This window comes from Streptomyces sp. NRRL S-337, assembly GCF_000720175.1.
Taxonomy (GTDB): domain Bacteria; phylum Actinomycetota; class Actinomycetes; order Streptomycetales; family Streptomycetaceae; genus Streptomyces; species Streptomyces siderophoricus.
Genome location: NZ_JOIX01000002.1, coordinates 191,453 through 209,852, shown reverse-complemented (window position 1 = coordinate 209,852; position 18,400 = coordinate 191,453). Strand labels below are relative to the sequence as shown.

Genomic DNA, 18,400 nt, shown 5'->3' with positions numbered 1-18,400 from the left:
GGGCCTTTGGCCCCGGCCCATGACGGGCGTGTCCGGGCGGGCCGCTCAGATCCGCGGCACGACCGCCACGGCACAGCGGGAATGATGCAGCACGGCGAAGACGACGGGTCCGAGCAGCATCGGCGTGCGCTGCACGCGCCTCCCCACGACCAGCAGACTCGCCCGGGAGCAGGACTCCAGCAGGACCGGGGTGATCCGGCCCCGTCGCAGATGTGCGACGACGTCGACGTCGGGGAACCTCGCACGCCAGGGCGCCAGAACCTCGGCGAGCTTCCGCTCCTCCACCGCCGCGAGTTCCGCTTCGTCCACCGGAGGCGCGGTGGTGGGCACGCACTCCACCACCGGCGGCTCCCAGGCCCGCACGGCACGCAGGCGCGTGTGATGGGCCTCGGCCGCCACGAACGCGAACTCCAGAACCGCCTCGCCCCGCGAGCCGGCTTCCTGCACGCCGACTACGACTTCGGGCCGCTCGTAGGCGGCGCTCTCCTCCTCGCGCACGGTCACCACCGGGCACGTGGCGCACCCGAGGACATGCAGGCTGACCGAACCGAGCAGGAAGCCGGCGATCGCGCCGTGCCCGCGCGACCCGAGCACCATCATCGTGGCCGGACCACTGCGGTCCACCAACGCGTCGACCGCTTGCTCCGAGACCTGCTCGGTCGTCACCGCAAGGTCCGGATGCAGCTCGTGCGCCATGGCTTCGGCCGCTCCGAGCACCTCGTCCCCGTAGTGCTTCCGGTCGGTGGCCGCCCGGGCGCCGGGGAGGTTCAGCGGCTGCGAGACCCAGGAATGGAGGAGGTGCAGCCGAAGGCCCCGGGCCGCCGCCTCCGCGGCACCCCAGCGCACGGCCGGCACGCTGTTCCCGGTGCCGTCCAGACCTACGACAACAGACCCGCCCATGACGTACCTCCGCGCACCCAGGGCCCGGATACCGGCTTCCTCGTTCCAGCATCGCCGCAGCCCGGAACGGAGCCCATGGGCCGAGTGGGCCCGGACGGGGGCCGGGTGGGGGCCGGGTGGCGGTGCGTGCCTGGCTCCCGGTCGGCGGTCCGTCACCGCGCGTCCAAGGGCGTCGCGAACTGGGCTGTTCGGCCCACCGGCCCGCGCCGAACAGCCCCTGCCCGCAGCACCGTCCGCGTGCGCACGCTGAAGGTTGACCGACTTGCGGAAGGCCGGCCCGCACGCCGCCGGCCGGAAACCGGGAGCAACCGTCATGACCACGGAGCCACTGCTCACAGCGCTGCCGGCCGAAGGGCGGGAACGCCTGATGCGCTTCGCCCACGAAGTGTCGTTCCCTGCAGGGCAGCGGATCTTTGACGAGCACGGGCTCGCCGACCGGTTCTGGATCATCCGCACCGGCTCGGTGAACCTGGACGTCCACATCGCGCCCGGCCCACCGACGGTCGTCGACATGCTCGGGCACGGCGACCTGGTCGGCTGGTCATGGCTGGTCCCGCCGTACACCTGGCGCATGGGCGCGGAGGCCGCCACCCCGGTACGCGCCTACGAGTTCGACGCCACGGCAGTGCGTGCGCTGTGCGAGGCGGACCGGGATCTCGGTCTGGCAGTGACCCGCCGGGTCCTCGGCGTGCTCGCCCGCCGCCTCCAGGCCACCCGGCACCGGCTGGCCGACATGTGCGCGCCGGGGGCCACCACCAGGCCGGCCCCGCCCTGAGCGGTTTCGTCTCGGCCGTACGGTCCAGACGCGCCGGGGGATGAGCGGATCGGCCTCCGAGCGGTGGCCGGCAGGCCCGAAAGGGCCCGGGTGGCCCACGGACAGGGCCCTACGGCCCCTGACGCGAACCCGGGCGCACCGGCGACGCTGGAGAGGTTCAGCGACCCACCGCTCGCCGGTTCGGGAGGCACCCGGTGTTCACCAAGATCCTCGACGACCCCCTGGTCAAAAGCCTGGTCGCCGACGCGGTCACCGCGCCGTCCATGCACAACGCACAGCCGTGGCGCTTCCGCTACACCCGCCACAGCCGCACGTTCACCCTCTCCACCGACCCGGACCGCGCGATACCCGAGGCCGATCCGACGGCCCGCGGCATGCACCTGGGCTGCGGAGCGGCGCTGCTGAACCTGCGGGTGGCTGCGGCCCATGCCGGCCACCGCACCTGGACCACGCTGCTGCCCGACCCGGACAGCCCGGCACTGCTGGCGACGGTGCGCCTGGACGACCCGCACGGCCACGCCGACGAAGCCCTCCCCGCCCTCCACCCGGCGATCCGCGAACGCCACACCAGCCGCTACCCGTTCACCGAGCGGCAGATCCCGGAGACCGTCCGCACCGCCCTGATCGAGGCCGCGGCCCGGGAAGGCGCACAGCTGAGCTTCCTTACCGCCGCGCACCGGGAGACCGTACTGGACCTCATCAAGCACGCCGAGGGCTACAACCGCATGGACGACGCCCGGGACGCCGAACAACACGGCTGGACCCGCGATACCGGTCCCGGACCGTCCGCCGACGACGGCATCCCGGCCTACGCCTTCGGCCCCCGCAAACGCGCCGGCGACACTCCCGTCCGGGACTTCGCCGGCCGGCACGCCGTACCCGACCGTGGCGACGCCGCCTTCGAGAAGAACCCCCAACTGGCCTCGCTCAGCACCGCCGGAGACGGCCCCGCCGACTGGCTGCGCGCCGGCCAGGCACTCGAACGCGTACTGCTCGTGGCCACCTCGGAGGGAGTTGCCGGTTCGTTCGCGACACAGCCCGTCGAATGGCCCGACCTGCGATGGATCCTGCGCGACCCGGTCTCGGGCTCCGGGTACGTCCAGATGCTCCTCCGCCTGGGCTACGGCCCGCTGGGGCCCCGGACACCGCGACGCCCGGTGGACCAGGTACTGACGATCGCACCGTGAACGAGGCTGCCTCACCGTTGCGTTGGACGGGCCCCCGGGGTACGCGTTATCGCCCGCCAGCCCGGCCGGCGCCATCGGATCTCGCCCTCGTGCCATTCATCGGTGGGCATGAGCCCGGCGGCGGTGGCGACGGCAGCTGATGCCTGGTGTTCGGGGTGGATGTGGGCGATGACGGCCTGCACGGGCTGTTGGCCGAGCCAGTCGACGAGTCCTCGGGCTGCTTCGGTGGCGATGCCTCTTCCCTGCCACGGGGTCCCCACCACCCAGGCGAGCTCGGCGAGGGAGCCGTGGCCGGAGGGGCCGACCGTCGCCTGGACCGTGCCCGTCAGGCAGTCCTCGTCACGCAGCCGGATCACCCAGTTCAGCCAGGCGACGCCCGGATCGGGTGAGCCCACGGTCATGCGCCGGTAGCGCGAGCGCAGGGCTTGTGGGGTGGCCGGGGTGCCGCCGATGAAGGTGTGCAGTACCGGATCGGACAGTACCGCCGCCATCTCTTCGGCGTGCTCGACGCGAAGGGGCAGCAGGTCCAGCCGCGCGGTGCGGAGGGCTCGGGCCGCGAGGGTGCTCATGCCGCGACCGCCTCCAGGACCCCGACGAAATGGCCCGGTTCGCAGCGGGCGCCCTCCCGGACGGACTCGTCGATCAGCGGCGAGCCGCCGCTCGCGGTTCTGCCGGCATGGACCATCGTGAGCACGGACCTGCCTTCCCGGCCGACGCGGCAACGTCGGCCTCGCTCGGTGACCTGTGGATCAATCGTCCCCGAAGGTACGTCCTCGCGGGCTCGATCCACAGGTCGTCAGCACGGCGCCACGGCAGGGCAGTCCGTCCGGCACGGCGGCCGCTAGCGGTCCTTGGCCAGCGCGACGAGCTCGGCGAACAACCCACCGGCGTGGACCAGTTCGTCGTATCCGCCCTGCTCGATGACCCGTCCGTCGCGCATCACGAGGATGCGGTCCGCCAGCCGGGTGTTCTCCAGCTGATGGGTGACGACGATCGTCATGCGCTCGGCGGCAATGCGCTTGACCTCCAGGAAGATCTGGTGTTCGCCGCGCGGGTCCATCTGCGAGGTCGGTTCATCCAGGATCAACAGGGGCGTGCGCCGGTAGAGAGCGCGTCCGCACACCAGGCGCTGCCACTGACCTCCGGACAGCTCCACCCCACCGAAGAGTTCCCGAGCGAGCAGGGTGTCGAGCTGTCGGGGCAGCTTCTCGATCGCCTCGCGCATCCCTACCGCGTCCACGGCCTCCCACACCGCCTCGTCGTCCCATGTCTTGGGCTGCCCGAGGGTGATGTTCTCCCGTGTCCGCAGTGGCCAGCAGGCGAAGTTCTGCGGGACCAGTGCGGTGCGTTTCCACACGGCGTCCGGGTGCGCGTGGGCCAGGTCGATGCCGTCCCACACCACGCTGCCCTTGTCGGCGAGGAGGATTCCGGTGATGAGTTTGGCCAGCGTGGACTTGCCCGAACCGTTCTCGCCGACGATGGCCAGGATCTCGCCGCGGCGCAGAGTGAGGGACACCCCGTTGACCGCCGGCTCGTCCTTGCCGGGGTACCGGTACACCACCTCGTCGAGGCGGATCTCCTCCACACGGTCGGGGATGGTCAGCTCGCCACGCTTCGGCGCACGCTCGGCGGCCATGTCGAGGAAACCGCGCATGTCGGCGAGGTACAGGGAGGTGTGGAACAACGCGGCGCCGTAGATGACGAATTGGGAAAGCGCGGCCAGTGTCGTTTGCACGGCGACGACGGCGGTGGCCGCGACGGGCAGGGCCACCCGGCCGGTGGTGGCCAGCCAGGCCAGGGTCGCCCAGGTGGCCAGGAGGAACCCTCCCCCGACCGCACTGGTCACGAGGACGATGCGCAGCATGCGGGGCGCGGCGCTCAGGGTCCGTTTGTCGATGCGCTCGGAAAGGGCGCGGTACCAGAAGGTGAGGTAGCCGGTCATGCCGTTGGCGCGGACTTCGTCACCGTGCCGGGAGTAGGTGGCCCACCAGCGCATCATGCCGCGGACGTTGCGGTCGCCCACGTTGGCGTAATGGGTCTCGTAGTCGACGCGCGCGCAGAGCACCGCGCCGGCGCCGGCGGGGATGACGGCGAGCAGGAGCAGCGGGAGCATCATCCAGTGCAGGGCGGTGATGACGCTGCTCGCTGCGATCATGCGGATCAGGGAGGCCATGAAGCGCTGGGCGTCCTGCACCATCATCCGGGTGCGCGTGACGCCGACTTCGGCGGCTTCCTGCCGATCGGCGAACCCGCTCTCCCCGTAGGCGGACGCCTCGACCCGGCACACGGCGGACACCAGCGCGACGTCCGCCTCGGTCATCAGCAGAGGGGTGATGCGTCCGTCGGCGTAGGACGACAGGGCGCTGCTGATGCGGCCCACGCCCGCGGCGGCTGCCACCACGATCAGGGCGGGCAGCGCGGCGTGCAGACGCGGGGACACCGTGCCCGGTCCGAGGAGGTGGGTCATGGCCTTCGCGGTGAACGCGAGGACCAGGGCGGCCGAGGCGCCCGTGAGGAGCTGGCAGACCAGCAACAGTGCGACAGCGGGCTTGTCGACGGACCAGGCCATCCGCGCGGCGTGACCGAGCACAGCGGGCAGGCGCCGGCACATGGCTGCGAAGCTGGCTTCCGCCAGGGGATTCTTGCCGTTTTTGCCTTCGAAGGTGAGGGTGGCCGGCGGGGGAGGGGGCGGATTCTCCGCGTGGGCGGTCGAGGCGTCGGTCACAGTCATCTGCATCCTCCCTGGGGGCGGGCGCCGCGTCTGGATGGCTCGGCGGTGCACGGCATAACGACGGGCCGACGGAATCGAACGCGCTCGATTCCGGACTGCCTGAGACCCTGGAAACGCAAGGAGTTGACACCCCGAGCGCGGCGCTACGGCCGCTGCGGTGGGGACGGGGAGTGGCCGAAACACCGAGGACCGTGAGGCGAGTGACGGATGGGATGTGGCACGTCCTCGCAGCCTCTTCGCGCCGGGGTGCGCCGGCGAGGCGATGAGCGCGCACGGAAGCGCCCACGGCCGGCCGGATACCCTCCCTCCCGGCCGGGAGGAGCGCTCCGGCCGGCGCCGTTGATGGTTCCGGTACGGGGGCTTCCGGGGTGATTGGGGGAGGGATGTGGAGGTGTGCCCGTTCCGGACTCATCGAGAACGGATCCCGCTAGCATCTCGCCGACGCGTCGAGCAGAGGGGGAACTCATGCTCTTGAAGAGGCTGGCCGCCGTGGGGGCGGGCATCGCTCTCGTGGTGGGCCTGAGCAGCACACCGGCGAACGCGATCCCACGCACCACCGGTTTCAGGAATCAAGCCACGGACAAGCCGTGCCTGGACTTCCGGGCCGACTACGGTCCTTACGTCTTCAACTGCAACCGCACCGACTACCAAAGGTGGCACTGGGACGATGACTACGAGTACACCGCGTTGCGGCAGGTGGCAACCAAGCTGTGCCTCACGCTGCGCAACGACCGACTGACCATGAAGCCCTGTGCCGCTGCTGACCAGGCAGCACAGTGGCAAATCGACGAAACGGAACCCGTGCTGATCAGGAACAGCGTCAGCCACAAGTGCCTCGCACGGATGGCCAACGACCGCGTCTCCACCGCGCCGTGCACCGGCGGCAAATCCCAACGCTGGACGCTCCGATAGACCTCCCGGAAGAGGGGAAAGCGGAGCTGGTCCGCCGTCAGGAGAGTGTCCCCACCCGGTCACTCTCCTTCTCCGTGCGGTCCACCTGCTCGGCGCAGGCGAGGCTCTTCTTCCCTTCGTCCTCCGCGGTGCGGGCGACACCTTGCCGGCCCGCGCGCCGCGCCCCAGGTCGCGGCGGAGCCGCCCGGGATCCGCGGCGCATCTCCTGCAACCCCTTGTCGATCCCGTCGCGCAACCAGGCACCCACGGAACGCTCCACCCACCGGTTGACGGCGTACGAGAGCACCAGCATGAGGGCGATGATCGACATGAGCAGCACGGGTGCCGGCAGACGGTGCCGCAGGAGGGCGATGAGCGTGAAACCGATGTACATGTGCAGCAGATACAGCGGGTACGTCAACGAGCCGGCCCGGCTCAGCCAGCGCCACCGCACTCCGTCGAACAGCCCCAGTGCGATGGCCGCCATGAGGAGGAAAGCCAACAGCACTCCGATGCGTGCCGGCCAGTCGTGCGCGGTCGCGGCCTTGTCCCCGAGGTTCATCACCACGCGGCCCTTGACGTAGTGCTGGGCCAGCAGGAATTCCACCGCGACGATTGCCCACAGCAGCATGGTGGGCCGGAAGCGGTGCATCAGGTAGAAGGCGATTCCCGCGATGAAATAGGGGGAGTACGGTGCGATGGCCCACACCGAAAGGAAGCTGGTGTCGGCCTTGTAGGCGACCACACCGGCCACCGTCCACAGGCCGCAGAACAGTACGCATCTGCGGTAGGTGACGCCCTTGTAGACGACGAGCGCGAAGAGCAGGTAGAACTTCAGCTCGATGAACAACGACCAGTAGACGTCGTCGAGATCGGACACCCCCACGCCTTGCTGCAACATGGTGAGGTTGGTCAGCACCGTCTCCAGACTGTCCGCACTGCGTACGCGGGGCCACAGCGTCAGGACGGAAGCCGTCAGGAGAACGGCGACCCAGTAAGCGGGATAAAGGCGCGAAACGCGCGACTTCACGAAATCGCCGAGGGTGCGTCCCCACGCGCTCATGCAGATGACGAATCCGCTGATCAGGAAGAAGACTTCGACACCCAGCCAGCCGAACTGCGCCACGTGATAGAGCTCCGGTGAGAACGCCTGCGGATCGTCGCCCCACCCGTCGCGAAGGGTGAGGTAGTGGTAGCCGAGGACCATCAGCGCTGCCACGAACCGCAGCCCGTCGAGCACATAGAGTCTGGGGCGCCCGAGTGCCGATTCCGAAGGTGCCGGACCGTCAGGCGCGACCAAGCGCATACCGCGATTCCTCATTCTTCCTGGAGTGTCGGGCGTCGTCCTCGCTCCCCGTGGGCGAGTGAGGAATTGTCTCTTCGATCCTTGCGAACATCGGGGATGCCGCCGCGGCAGGGGTGGCGCAGCGCACAGCGGCACATGAACTGGTGGGGGGTTGGTTTCCGGCTATCGTGCAGGAAGATGGCCGGCCTCGCTCTTCGGTTCAGTCGGTGCACCGCTTTTCTCCCTCCCGACACGCCGGACCACACGCTGCCGATCTCCCGGTCGGCGTCGCCGTTCAGCGTGCCGGGGCGTTGGGGGTCTGCTCGATGAGGGTGGCGGTGGCGCGGTCGAGGAACTCGCAGAATTGGCGGTGTTCGTCGGTGCTGAAGCGGTCGGTCAGGGCGCGTTCCAGCACGATGACCTCCTGGTACGCCCGGTCGAGCAGGTCTCGCCCGGTGTGGGTGAGGGTGGCGATCATGACCTTCGCGTGGGTCGCGGAGGCTTTGCGGCTGATGAGTTCCTTGGCCTGCATGCCGTTCAGGACGGTCGCCATGCTCTGCTGGGAGACGCCGCAGGCCCGGGCGAGTTGAGCGCCGGACCGGCCGTCCCCGCGGGAGAGGGTCAGGAGCACCGTGTACTGGGTCATGGTGAGTCCATAGGTACGCAGCACCGCCTCGTGGTGTGCCATCAGCGCCTGTTCCGCACGGCGAAGGCGGGTGCACAGGTACTCCTCGACAGGCACCTCGGACATCTCTCAACTCCCTTACTTGACTCAGCTACCTGAGACTCATAGGTTCGGCAGTGTCAGGTTACTGAGTCAACGCAGGGGGTTGAAGCTCGATGAAGGCTGTTGTCCTGGAGGCCGACCATCGCTTCCGTCTGACCGAGGTCCCCGACCCGGTTCCCGGGCCGGGTGAGGTGGCTGTGCAGGTCGCCTACGCGGGCGTTCAGTGGGGCGATGTGCTGGTGCGTGAGGGGCACTTCCCCATCCCGCGGCCGTTCGTGCCCGGCTTCGAGGTCGCGGGTCGGATCACGGCGGTCGGCGAGGGGGTGGCGGAGGACCGGGTGGGGGAACAGGTCGTCGCGCTGGTGGGTGGGGGCGGCTACGCCGAGGTCGTCCTCGCGCCGTCCGCGCTGGCGATCACCGCGGAGAGCGTCGATGTCCGTACCGCGGGCGGGTTCGGTTGGATCGCCCCGACCGCGTACGACCTGATCAACACCGTCGCCGGAATCGGCCCCGGCGACAGCGTGCTGATCCACGCGGCATCCGGCGGAGTCGGCACCCTGGCAGCCCAGTTCGCCGTCGCGGCGGGAGCGACGCGCGTCATCGGCGTGGCGGGCGACGCCGATCGGGCCGACTATGCGCGCCAGTTCGGCTGTCACCGGGTGCTGACACGTGAGGAGTTCCCCCGGGCGCTCGGGGAGGAGACCTTCGACGCCGTCCTCGACCCCGTCGGGGGTACCACCCGCACCGCGAACCTGGCGCTCCTGGCGCCACACGGCCGGCTCGTGGTCTACGGCAACATCGCCACCTTCGACCCGGTCGACATCTCGACGAACGATCTGCTCATGAACGGGCAGTCAGTGATGACGTACAACAGCAACCTGCTGAGCCGCACCCACCCGGCCCGGCTGGCCGGCAGTGCCGCCGGAGCGCTGGCGCTGGTGGCCGACGGCTCGGTGCGCATCGACATCACCGCCGAACACGAGCTCGCCGACGTGGAGACCGCGATCGCGAACCTGGCCACCGGTGCCACCCGTGGAAAGAGCGTCATCCGCGTCCGGTGACCACGGCGGCCGACGCTTGCGGAAGGTACTGAACGCCGCGCAAGGACAGGAGTCCGGGAGAGCGGCCCCTCCTAGTACGAATGCCGCTCCTGCCGGTTCGTCCATGCCGCGTAGGCCTTGGAACCCAGCTCGGGGTAGATCTGCTTGATCTTGATCCGGCGCTGGTCGAGCGGTTTGGTGAAGTCCTCGTACTGGAACGAGTCATCGAAGCCGATTTTCCGGGTTTCCTCCAGATCGCAACCGAAGTAGACCTCGTCGATCCGCGACCAGTAGATGGCGCTCATGCACATCGGGCAGGGGGCGCCGCTGATGTAGATCGAGCAGCCCTGCAGCATACGGGCGCGTTCGGGGACGGGGTCCGGCGATCCCTCGGGGCGTGGGACGTACTCCAGCGTGGCCTCGTTCTGATGGTCCGGGGAGATGGACGGCGCCTCGGGGTTGAGCGTTTGCACGGCCTTCCGGATGGTCTCCACCTCGGCATGGGCGGTGGGATCGCCGGTCAGCAGCACGCGGTTCTGCCCGCGGGCGATGATCTCGCCATCGCGTGTGAGCACTGCCCCGAAGGGGCCGCCCCAGCCCTTTTCGACGGACTCTGTGGCGAGTCGTACTGCCTCGGCCATGAGCTCTTTGTGTTCCATAGCGGAGTCTCCCTCGACGTCGGCCAATCGGCCTTTCCGAGAACCGGAATTAAATGCCCCATTTGCCGTCTAATTGCGTTATGTACTAGGCTACTCAAGGTGAGTGCCCGTGCAAGCCGTGACTCCGCGGCCGACATTGCCACCGTGGTGACCTCGCAGAAGGTCCGCGAAGGCCGGGCCGATGAGTACCGGCTCTGGCAGGACAGAACCAACCATGCGGCCCGCGAATTCGAGGGTTTCGTGGGCGCCGAGGTATACCCACCCGGTGCCGACGGTGCAAACGAATGGGTCACTGTATTCCGCTTTTCCGGAGTGGACCACCTGACAGCCTGGCTGGATTCCGACCGGCGGGCGGAGCTGCTCAAGGAAGCGCACGGACTCTTCGAAGGGCCTCCGACCCAAGAGGTGCTGCGCGGCGGCAGCCCGGCCCAGGTGACGCCGAAGGTCGTCACGGCCGTCATTTCCCACGACGTGAAACCAGGACGCGAACAAGGCTTCCTCAAATGGCAGGAGAAGACGCTCAAGGCCCAGGAGAAGGCGCCGGGATTCATGGGCTCCGAACTCTTCAAGCCGGTCGAGGGCGTTCAGCAACACTGGGTGGTCGTCTTCCGGTTCGACTCCCGCGAGCACCTCGACGACTGGCTCGAATCGGATGTGCGCGCCGCGCTCCTCGAGGAGGGGCGCAACTACTTCACCGCCTATGACGTGCGCAAGGTCAGCTCGGCGTTCAGCGGCTGGTTCAGGTTCGGCCACGGCAACGGTGAGGGCGCGCCGCCCAACTGGAAACAGGCGATGACCGTGCTCCTGGCGCTCTATCCGACCGTCATGGTGCTCACACTGACCCTCGGAGACGCACTGAACAGCGTCAAATTCCCTCTCTACCTTGCGATGTTCATCTCGAACATCCTCAGCGTCAGTGCCCTGACCTGGCTTCTGATGCCCCTGGTGAACAGGGCTCTCGGGTTCTGGCTGGCGCCCGGCCGGACACTCGGCCGCCGGTCACAGCTGGCGGGCATCGCTGCCGTGGCGCTCTGCTACCTCGTGTCCCTCGCCGTCTTCGCCCTGATCACCCACTGACGTCCCTGACGGTCCGCTGCGCATCGAGGAGGCGACATGGGCCGACGGACACCGGTGTTCGCGCCGGACCTCGACGGGAGGCTGATCCGCCGCGGTGATGCCGGATACGAGGACGCCCGGGCCGACGTGGTCTGGAACCGTGTCACACCGGCGCGGTTCCCCGGCGTCATCGTGCGGGCCGCCACGGAGAGCGACGTCGTACGGGCCGTCGCCTACGCCCGCGACCACGGGCTGCGCCTCTCCACCCGTTCCGGCGGGCACAACTGGTCCGGCGCCCCGCTCCGCGACGACGGGCTGCTGCTCGACCTCTCCCGACTGCGCGAGTGCACCCTGACCCCGGCCGACGGCCCTGGCCCTCCGACGGCCGTCGTCGGGCCCGCCGTCACCGGCGAGCAGCTGGTCGCCGCCCTCACCCCACACCAACTGGCCTTCCCGGTCGGCCACTGCCCCACCGTCGCGGTGGGCGGGTTCCTGCTCAGCGGCGGCCTGGGCTGGAACTCCCGGGCCTGGGGCGTGTCCTGCGCCGACGTCCAGGAGGTCCGGGTGGTCACCGCCGACGGACGGACCGTCGACTGCAGCGAGAGCCGGCACCCCGACCTCTTCTGGGCCGCGCGCGGCGCCGGACCGGGCTTCTGCGGCATCGTCACCCGCTTCCGGCTCGCCCTGCACCCCCACCCCGGGTCGATCATGACGACCAGCCGCACCTTCCCGCTGGCCGACACCGCCCGGGTCACGGAGTGGGCGGAGCCGATCGCGCGCGGGCTGCCTCCGTACGTGGAGACCGCTTTCGTGCTCGCGGCGTCCGGTCCGGCGACGGCATCGGTACCCGCGGGGCCCCGCATCACGGTTGCCGCCACAGCCTTCGCACCCTCCCCCGAGGCGGCCCGGCAAGCCCTCAGACCTTTCGCCGACTGCCCCTTCGGCGAGCTCGAAGTCGCTGGGGAGCCGCCCGCACCGACCTCGTACGCCGCCCTGCACGAGGGCGCGAGCGCGGTCTGGCCACCGGGCCACCGTTACGGCGCTGACACCCTGTGGGCCCCGGAGAGCTACCGCACCCAACTGACCCGCCTGGTGGATTCGATGGCCACCGCGCCCTCGGGCAAGTCGCTGGTGCTCGCGCCCGTGCAACCGGTCTCCGACGACCCGGCGCTGCTGAGCACCATGGCCTTCGCCCCGCTCGGCGCCTCCTACCTGGTCTGCTACGCGATCTGGGACGATCCGGCCGACGACGCGGCGAACGGTCGCTGGCTTCGGCAGGCGATGGCCGCGGTGGACCCGCGCGGCGTCGGCCGGCACTACATCGCGGAGGCCGATCTGGAGGCCGGCGGCGCGCGCGCCGGGGCCTCGTACACACCGGCCGCCTGGGACCGCCTCGCCGAGATCAAAGCCCGTTGGGACCCGGAAAACCTCTTCCACTCCTACCTCGGCCCCTGAGCGGCCCGGTGTGCGGGCGCCCATCCGGGGAGCGCGAACTGTCAGCAGCACCAGCCCCCGCGGTGGCTGAGCCGGCTCGCGTCCGGAGTCCGGTGGCAGGTGTTGCCGCGGGTAACCCCTTGGGGCGTCTGGATGGGTGTAGGGGGCGTCGCGTTGGCGTGGGCGAGGGCGGGGGAGTGTGCGCCTGGCGTGGAGAGGTTGTGTAAATGTCTGTGTTTTGTAACACGAAACCCGAATTCTTCCGGCAAGGCATGACGTGGGGTCACTGTGTGGGGGCCCGGTCAAACCGGCCGGGTTTCCGGTTTCTGTCCGGCACCTGCATCGGGGTGCCTCAGGAGGGGATTTCGTGTTCCGTCACGCTTCGCGCGTCGCCGTTGCCGTAGCGGGGGCTGCGGCTCTGGCTGCCACCGCCGCGCTGCCCGCCGCCGCGGCCGACCACCACCGCGGCCACCACGCCCCGGGCTGGCACCACCGGGTGCGCTCCGCGGTGGTGCTCGGGCCGATCCAGTACGACAGCCCCGGCCGCGATGACGGCTCCAACCGGAGCCTGAACGCCGAATGGGTCACCCTCCGCAACACCGGCCGCTGGCCGGTGATCATCAAGGGCTGGACCCTCTCCGACAAGACCGGACACAGCTACCGCTTCGGCAACGTCCGTCTGGCCGGACACAGCCAGGTCCGCGTCCACACCGGCATCGGCCGCGACAACCGCACCGACCTGTTCCAGGACCGCCACGACTACTTCTGGGACAACTACTCCGACACCGCAACCCTGCGCAACGACCACCGCCGCATCGTCGACTCCCGGTCCTGGGGTCACCACGGCCACTGGGGTCACCACGGCCACTGGGGCCACCGTTAACAAGCCCCACTGCCGGTGAGAGCTGACGTTACTCACCGGCACTCTCCACCATGCGCCGCAGGGGTCCGGTCCTGCGGCGCATCACCATGTGGACAACACCCTCGGCTGAGCCAAGGGGCGTGCCGAAGAGCTCGGCGACAATGACGCGCCTGAGGAACAACTCAACGCTGATGCACGTGAGTTCAGTGGGAGCTCTTCGCGACACCAGGGGTGTTCGAGCGGATCGGATCAGGGCCGGCAGGAAGCGCGAAGGTCCGCGAGTGCGACGCCTTGCGGGCATGGAACAGCTCGCCTCTGGACGGCGTGGACCAAGCGTCCGCCGATCCAGTATGATCATGACGTCGCTCCGGCCCGCGGGTGGGAGTCGCGCGTCTGTGGTCCAAGGAAAGACGTCCACCAACCGGTGGGAGATGCAGGTGCAAGGCCTGCCGGGCGCTCCAGCGAAGGTCTCTTCCCCGCCAGGGGAAGAGACCTTTTTGCTGGCCGCGAGGCTCGGGACGGGTCAGCTGAGGTTGGTGAGAGGGAGCAGGTCGCGCTCGGCGAAGACCTTCTTGGCGACGAGGGTGGCGTTGATCGACCGCGGCATGCCGCAGTAGACGGCCGAGTGCAGGATCGCCTCGGAGACCTCGGTGGCAGTCAGGCCGACATTGAGTGCCGCGTTGATGTGCACCTCCAGCTCGATTTCGCAGCCACCGAGCGCGGTGAGCACGCCCAAGGTGACCAACTGGCGCTCCCGAGGGGGCAGTTCGGGACGGGAGTACATGTCGCCGAAGGCCCATGCCACCACCTGGTGGCTCAACTCCGGTGAGGTGTCTGCGAGGGAGTCGACGATTCGCTGTCCCGCTTCGCCGTCAACCTGCTCCAGCACCTTCATGCCGTATCCGTAGCGGTCCTCGCGGTTCATGGTTTCTCCTCAGAGCCAGGTGTGCGTTCCGGTTCCGTCCGGTGCGCTGTGTCCAGCCTGGCCTGAGCCGGGACCAAATCTGCTCCACGGGCATTATTGCCTATACTTTCCATGCCTGGGAGGTATGGATGGAGCTAAGGCTACTCGGCTACGCAGTGGCGATCGCGGAAGAGGGCAGCATCAGCGGTGCGGCCCGGCGACTGCATCTGACGCAGCCCACCCTCAGTCGTCAACTGAGCGAGATGGAACGGCAGTTGGGTATCAAGCTGTTCGTCAGGCAGGGGCGTGGGCTGACGCCGACGCAGGCCGGCCAGGTTCTGGTGCGGCGTGCGGCCACTGTGCTCGCCGAGGCGGAGGCCGCCCTGAAGGACGTGCGGCTGGCCGCACAGGGCATGACCGGGCGACTGGTCGTGACCTTCGCAGGTTCGGGCATCAACGGACCGCTCGGCGCCGCGCTGGGTCGCGTACGACGTGAACTCCCGCGAGTGCAGCTGCAGTTGGAGGAAAGCTTCAACGATGCCGAAATGTCGACCGGTGTTCTGGAGGGGCGTTACGACCTCGCGGTCCAGCGCCTTCCGGTGCGCGATGCCCGGCTGGCCACCCAGGAGTGGTGGCGTGAACCGCTGACGCTGTTCCTGCCCGCCGGCCACCCGCTGGCCTACCCGTCCGAACCTGCCCCGCTCACCGCACTGGGCCAGATCCCCCTGGTCATCTGGCCGCGGGACGTTTCACCTCGGTCCTACGACGAGATCATCGCTCTCTGCCACGGCGCCGGTATCGTGCCGCAGATCGGGGCGGAAGGCCGTAGTGTGCAGACACTCCTGGCCCTGGTCGCGGCCAAGTTCGGAGCAGCGGTGCTCGCCGATTCGCACCGCGCGCTGCGCCGCATCGGAGTGACCCCGCGGCCACTGGCCGAGACCTCGACCACCTTGCACCTGGTGTGGCGGGCCGAGGACACCAACCCCCTCATCGAACGGATCCGTACCGTCCTCACGGATGCCATCGGCGGATGAGATCGACCTTCCCATGGCGTCCTTCCCGGCCCGCGGCCTCAACGGTCGGCGTCCACGCCTCCCGGTCCGGTCGGAGCCGCAGCCCGTGATCCAGGACGACGTCGTGGCCGGTAGGCAGGGTGATCGGCGGCGCGCGGCGAGCGCGCTGCCGGCCCCGTACGCCGTCGACGGCGCCTTCGTTCAGGGCGCCGGCCGGGGATCGATCCACAGCGCCTCGGAAAAGGCGCACAGTTCACCCTCCGCCGTGGCGAGCGCCACGCCCGTCATGTGCTTGCGGCCGGACTCGGACAGCAGCCACGCGTACGCCATGTACGGCTCACCTGCGGTGACCGGCCGCAGAACGGTCCCCGTGAGGACCGCGGTGACCGCGCCCGGACGCTGGGTGCCGAGCAGGCGGCCCGCCCAGTTTCCCGGGCAGTCCAGGGCGCCCCAGACCAGTCGGGTCGGGAGGAGGCCGTCGGGGCCGGCGAAAACGGGGGACGGGACCCAGGCAGAGGCCACAAGGTCGCGACCCGGCACCGGCGTGAGGTGCATCCGCAGGCCGCGGTCAGCGGGACGCAGACCGCAGCCGAAGCAGTCGACCACCCCCGACGGCGGCGCCGCCCGGAACCTCTCGGCCGCGGCAACCGCCTCGTCCCAGGACGGCGCGGCCGGCGTGTCAAGGAGCAGCTCGGCGGGGCGCGCAGTGGCGAGGGGCCGCTCGTTCTCGCCGAGCTCCACGCCTCCTCCCGCGGTTTCGGCGATCCGCACGGGCGCCTCCGTCGGCACCGGCCCACGGAAGTCCACCCGTACCGTCTTCGCCTCGGATCGCTCCGCCAGCAGGCCGGCGACATAGCCGCCGAAGGCCACCCCGGGATAGCCAACGTACAGGCCCGGTACCACGATTGCGTCAGTCCTCGTCATGGCCCCATCTCACCGCATCTCCTGGCCGGCTGCTCCACCCGGCCCTGGATGGTGCAACCTGCAGTCCTGTGCCGTAGCCGCGGTGCTCGGATTCAGGGGCACGTGACGACCTGCCCGGCCCAGGACAGACCGCCGCCGAAGGCCAGCAGCAGGAACGGGGCACCAGGGGAGAGCTCGCCGCGTTCGGTGAGCTTGGACAGGGCGAGCGGGACGGACGCGGCGGAGGTGTTGCCGGACTCGACGACGTCGTGGGCGACCACCGTGCTCTCGGGGAGGTCGAGTTGGCGTAGGACGGCGTCGATGATGCGCAGATTGGCCTGGTGGGTGACGACACCCGCCAGATCGGTCAGGGCCAGGCCGGCGCGTGTACAGGCTTCCCGGGCGATGGCGGGGAGTTCGCCGGTGGCCCAGCGGAAGACCGTCTGGCCTTCCTGGGCGAAGTGGGGGTGCCAGTCGTCGACGAGGCGGACCGCATCGCCTCGGGTGGGGTCGGAGCCCCAGACGACCGGGCCGATTCCGGCGGTGTCGGCGGCGCTGAGCACGGCGGCGCCCGCCCCGTCGCCAAGCAGGACACACGTGCGGCGGTCGGTCCAGTCGGTGACGTCGGACATCTTCTCGGCGCCGATGACCAGGGCATGCCGGGCGGCGCCCGCGCGGATCGTGTGGTCGGCGCAGGCGAGCGCGGTGCAGAAGCCCGCGCAACCGTTGTTGAGGTCGAAGGCCACCGGGGAAGGCAGGCCCAGACGTGCCGCGACCTGGGCGGCGATGGAGGGGCAGCGGTCGATCGCGGTGCATGTCGCCACCGTGATCAGGCCGATGTCGGAGGGCTCCAGCCCGGACGCGGCCAGCGCCTTGCCGGCGGCCGTCGCGGCCATGTCGGTGACTGATTCGTCCGAGGCGGCGATTCGGCGGGTGGCGATGCCGGTACGGCGCCGGATCCACTCGTCGCTGGTGTCGACCAGGGCGGACAGGTCGTCGTTGGTCAGGACGCGCGTCGGCTGGTAGTGGCCCATGGCGGTGATGCGGCTTCCCGGCACGGTGGAACGCACAGGTGATCTCCTCGGCTCGGCGACGGGACTCCGAAATATAACAACCGATCGGTCGGAAGCTAAAGGTTGGGCGGCTCGGTACACTCGACGCCATGAGCCCTCGCAACTCCCGCATCGAAGCCCGCAGGACTCGGGAGCGCATCGTGGAGCGCGGCATTGCGCTCGCCTCGGTCGAGGGCCTCGAAGGGCTCACCATCGGGCGTCTCGCCGCCGACCTCAAGATGAGCAAGGCCGGCGTACTCGGGCACTTCGGCACCAAGGAGGCGCTCCAGCTCGCGACCCTGCAAGGGGCCGCGGCGGCCTTCTCGCGGTTGGTCTGGGAGCCCGTAGCGCACGAGAAGCCGGGTCTGCCCCGCCTGCGGGCGCTCCGTGACACCTGGATCGCCTACCTGGAGACCGGGCGCGACATCTTTCCCGGCGGTTGTTTCTTCACCACCGCCTCCACCGAATTCGATGCCCGGGGCGGCCCCGTCCGCGACGCCGTGGCCCGCCTGTTGCGGGTCTGGCGCCACCGCCTCGCCGCCGAGGTGCGCACGGCTGTCGCGGCGGGCGATCTGCCGGCGGACACCGACCCGGATCAGGTCGTGTACGAGATGGTGGCTCTCTACCTGGCCCTCAACCAGGAAATCCAGCTCTTCGCCGATCCCACGGCTGCCGCCCGCACCCGCCGGGCCGTGAACCGGCTCCTCGACCAGCCGTAGGGTCCAGGCAAGACTGTGGGGGGCGCGGCCCGGGGCGGCGCGACCGTCGAGACGGCTCAGACGCTCACCAGGTGGACCTGACGCCCGTTCACACCGCTCGTGCAAAATGAAACGATCCTCTGTGCCCACCGGGGCGGCCGCCACCTCACCGGCGCCATGCCGACCGGGCAGGCGAGCATGGGGACAGGCACGGCCCTCCGATCCGAGCAGAGCCCCCGTGCGGCGACGGGACACGACCTGTCGCGCGACTGATGGGTTACGG

19 protein-coding genes are annotated in these 18,400 nt (G+C 69.7%); 9 read left to right on the top strand and 10 right to left on the bottom strand.

Annotated elements, in window-relative coordinates; translation table 11 throughout:
* Positions 1–45: 45 nt before the first annotated feature.
* Positions 46–900 (bottom strand): universal stress protein, encoded by an 855-nt coding sequence (locus IG62_RS0103250; RefSeq protein ID WP_030797289.1) that lies wholly within the window; start codon positions 898–900, stop codon positions 46–48.
* Positions 901–1,213: 313 nt separating this feature from the next.
* Between IG62_RS0103250 and IG62_RS0103245 the strand changes: the two genes are divergently transcribed.
* Positions 1,214–1,675 carry a Crp/Fnr family transcriptional regulator gene (locus IG62_RS0103245; RefSeq protein ID WP_030797288.1) on the top strand — a complete coding sequence of 154 codons (462 nt, stop codon included), beginning with the start codon at positions 1,214–1,216 and terminating at the stop codon, positions 1,673–1,675.
* Positions 1,676–1,869: 194 nt separating this feature from the next.
* Positions 1,870–2,862 carry an Acg family FMN-binding oxidoreductase gene (locus tag IG62_RS0103240; RefSeq protein ID WP_030797286.1) on the top strand — a complete coding sequence of 331 codons (993 nt, stop codon included), beginning with the start codon at positions 1,870–1,872 and terminating at the stop codon, positions 2,860–2,862.
* A gap of 11 nt (positions 2,863–2,873) precedes the next feature.
* Here IG62_RS0103240 and IG62_RS0103235 read toward each other — a convergent pair whose 3' ends face one another.
* The 3 genes from IG62_RS0103235 to IG62_RS0103225 form a co-directional block, all read right to left on the bottom strand.
* Entirely contained in the window at positions 2,874–3,431 is a 558-nt protein-coding gene (locus tag IG62_RS0103235) for a GNAT family N-acetyltransferase (protein WP_030797284.1), read from the bottom strand.
* A complete protein-coding gene (locus IG62_RS49445) occupies positions 3,428–3,556 on the bottom strand; it encodes a hypothetical protein (protein ID WP_267887850.1) in 129 nt (42 codons plus the stop codon). Before IG62_RS49445 ends, IG62_RS0103235 begins: the two co-directional genes overlap by 4 nt.
* A gap of 147 nt (positions 3,557–3,703) precedes the next feature.
* Positions 3,704–5,593, bottom strand: a complete 1,890-nt coding sequence (locus IG62_RS0103225; RefSeq protein WP_199812400.1) for an ABC transporter ATP-binding protein — start codon at positions 5,591–5,593, stop codon at positions 3,704–3,706.
* Positions 5,594–6,058: 465 nt separating this feature from the next.
* Here IG62_RS0103225 and IG62_RS0103220 point away from each other — a divergent pair, with 465 nt between their 5' ends.
* Positions 6,059–6,505: an RICIN domain-containing protein gene (locus IG62_RS0103220; protein WP_030797281.1), complete on the top strand. Its 447-nt coding sequence runs from the start codon at positions 6,059–6,061 to the stop codon at positions 6,503–6,505.
* 37 nt (positions 6,506–6,542) lie between these two features.
* Here IG62_RS0103220 and IG62_RS0103215 read toward each other — a convergent pair whose 3' ends face one another.
* Entirely contained in the window at positions 6,543–7,724 is a 1,182-nt protein-coding gene (locus IG62_RS0103215) for an acyltransferase family protein (protein WP_234326223.1), read from the bottom strand.
* Between the two features lie 340 nt (positions 7,725–8,064).
* Entirely contained in the window at positions 8,065–8,520 is a 456-nt protein-coding gene (locus IG62_RS0103210; RefSeq protein WP_030797277.1) for a MarR family winged helix-turn-helix transcriptional regulator, read from the bottom strand.
* 89 nt (positions 8,521–8,609) lie between these two features.
* On the opposite strand from IG62_RS0103210, the gene IG62_RS0103205 reads away from it, so the two are divergent.
* The gene (locus tag IG62_RS0103205; RefSeq protein ID WP_030797275.1) at positions 8,610–9,557 is read left to right on the top strand and encodes a quinone oxidoreductase family protein; all 948 of its coding nucleotides are present in this window, start codon (positions 8,610–8,612) and stop codon (positions 9,555–9,557) included.
* Positions 9,558–9,628: 71 nt separating this feature from the next.
* Here the strand turns inward: IG62_RS0103205 and IG62_RS0103200 are convergent, their stop codons facing one another.
* Complete coding sequence (locus tag IG62_RS0103200) at positions 9,629–10,195, bottom strand: nucleoside deaminase (protein ID WP_030797273.1); 567 nt, start codon at positions 10,193–10,195, stop codon at positions 9,629–9,631.
* Positions 10,196–10,294: 99 nt separating this feature from the next.
* Here IG62_RS0103200 and IG62_RS0103195 point away from each other — a divergent pair, with 99 nt between their 5' ends.
* The 3 genes from IG62_RS0103195 (at position 10,295) to IG62_RS0103185 (ending at position 13,568) form a co-directional block, all read left to right on the top strand.
* Positions 10,295–11,272 carry an antibiotic biosynthesis monooxygenase gene (locus IG62_RS0103195; RefSeq protein WP_234326222.1) on the top strand — a complete coding sequence of 326 codons (978 nt, stop codon included), beginning with the start codon at positions 10,295–10,297 and terminating at the stop codon, positions 11,270–11,272.
* Between the two features lie 36 nt (positions 11,273–11,308).
* Positions 11,309–12,706, top strand: a complete 1,398-nt coding sequence (locus IG62_RS0103190; protein WP_030797268.1) for an FAD-binding oxidoreductase — start codon at positions 11,309–11,311, stop codon at positions 12,704–12,706.
* 346 nt (positions 12,707–13,052) lie between these two features.
* Entirely contained in the window at positions 13,053–13,568 is a 516-nt protein-coding gene (locus tag IG62_RS0103185) for a lamin tail domain-containing protein (protein ID WP_030797266.1), read from the top strand.
* Between the two features lie 502 nt (positions 13,569–14,070).
* Here the strand turns inward: IG62_RS0103185 and IG62_RS0103175 are convergent.
* Complete coding sequence (locus IG62_RS0103175) at positions 14,071–14,472, bottom strand: carboxymuconolactone decarboxylase family protein (protein WP_030797265.1); 402 nt, start codon at positions 14,470–14,472, stop codon at positions 14,071–14,073.
* 128 nt (positions 14,473–14,600) lie between these two features.
* On the opposite strand from IG62_RS0103175, the gene IG62_RS0103170 reads away from it, so the two are divergent.
* Positions 14,601–15,485, top strand: coding sequence for a LysR family transcriptional regulator (locus IG62_RS0103170; RefSeq protein WP_078871781.1), 885 nt, complete (start codon positions 14,601–14,603; stop codon positions 15,483–15,485).
* 180 nt (positions 15,486–15,665) lie between these two features.
* Here IG62_RS0103170 and IG62_RS0103165 read toward each other — a convergent pair whose 3' ends face one another.
* Together IG62_RS0103165 and IG62_RS0103160 are read right to left on the bottom strand one after the other, a co-directional pair.
* Positions 15,666–16,388 carry a hypothetical protein gene (locus IG62_RS0103165; RefSeq protein ID WP_030797260.1) on the bottom strand — a complete coding sequence of 241 codons (723 nt, stop codon included), beginning with the start codon at positions 16,386–16,388 and terminating at the stop codon, positions 15,666–15,668.
* 92 nt (positions 16,389–16,480) lie between these two features.
* Entirely contained in the window at positions 16,481–17,425 is a 945-nt protein-coding gene (locus tag IG62_RS0103160) for a beta-ketoacyl-ACP synthase III (protein ID WP_030797257.1), read from the bottom strand.
* A 104-nt stretch (positions 17,426–17,529) separates the two neighbouring features.
* Between IG62_RS0103160 and IG62_RS0103155 the strand changes: the two genes are divergently transcribed.
* On the top strand, positions 17,530–18,138 hold the full coding sequence (locus IG62_RS0103155; RefSeq protein WP_030797254.1) for a TetR/AcrR family transcriptional regulator: 609 nt from the start codon (positions 17,530–17,532) through the stop codon (positions 18,136–18,138).
* The last annotated feature ends 262 nt before the right edge of the window (positions 18,139–18,400 follow it).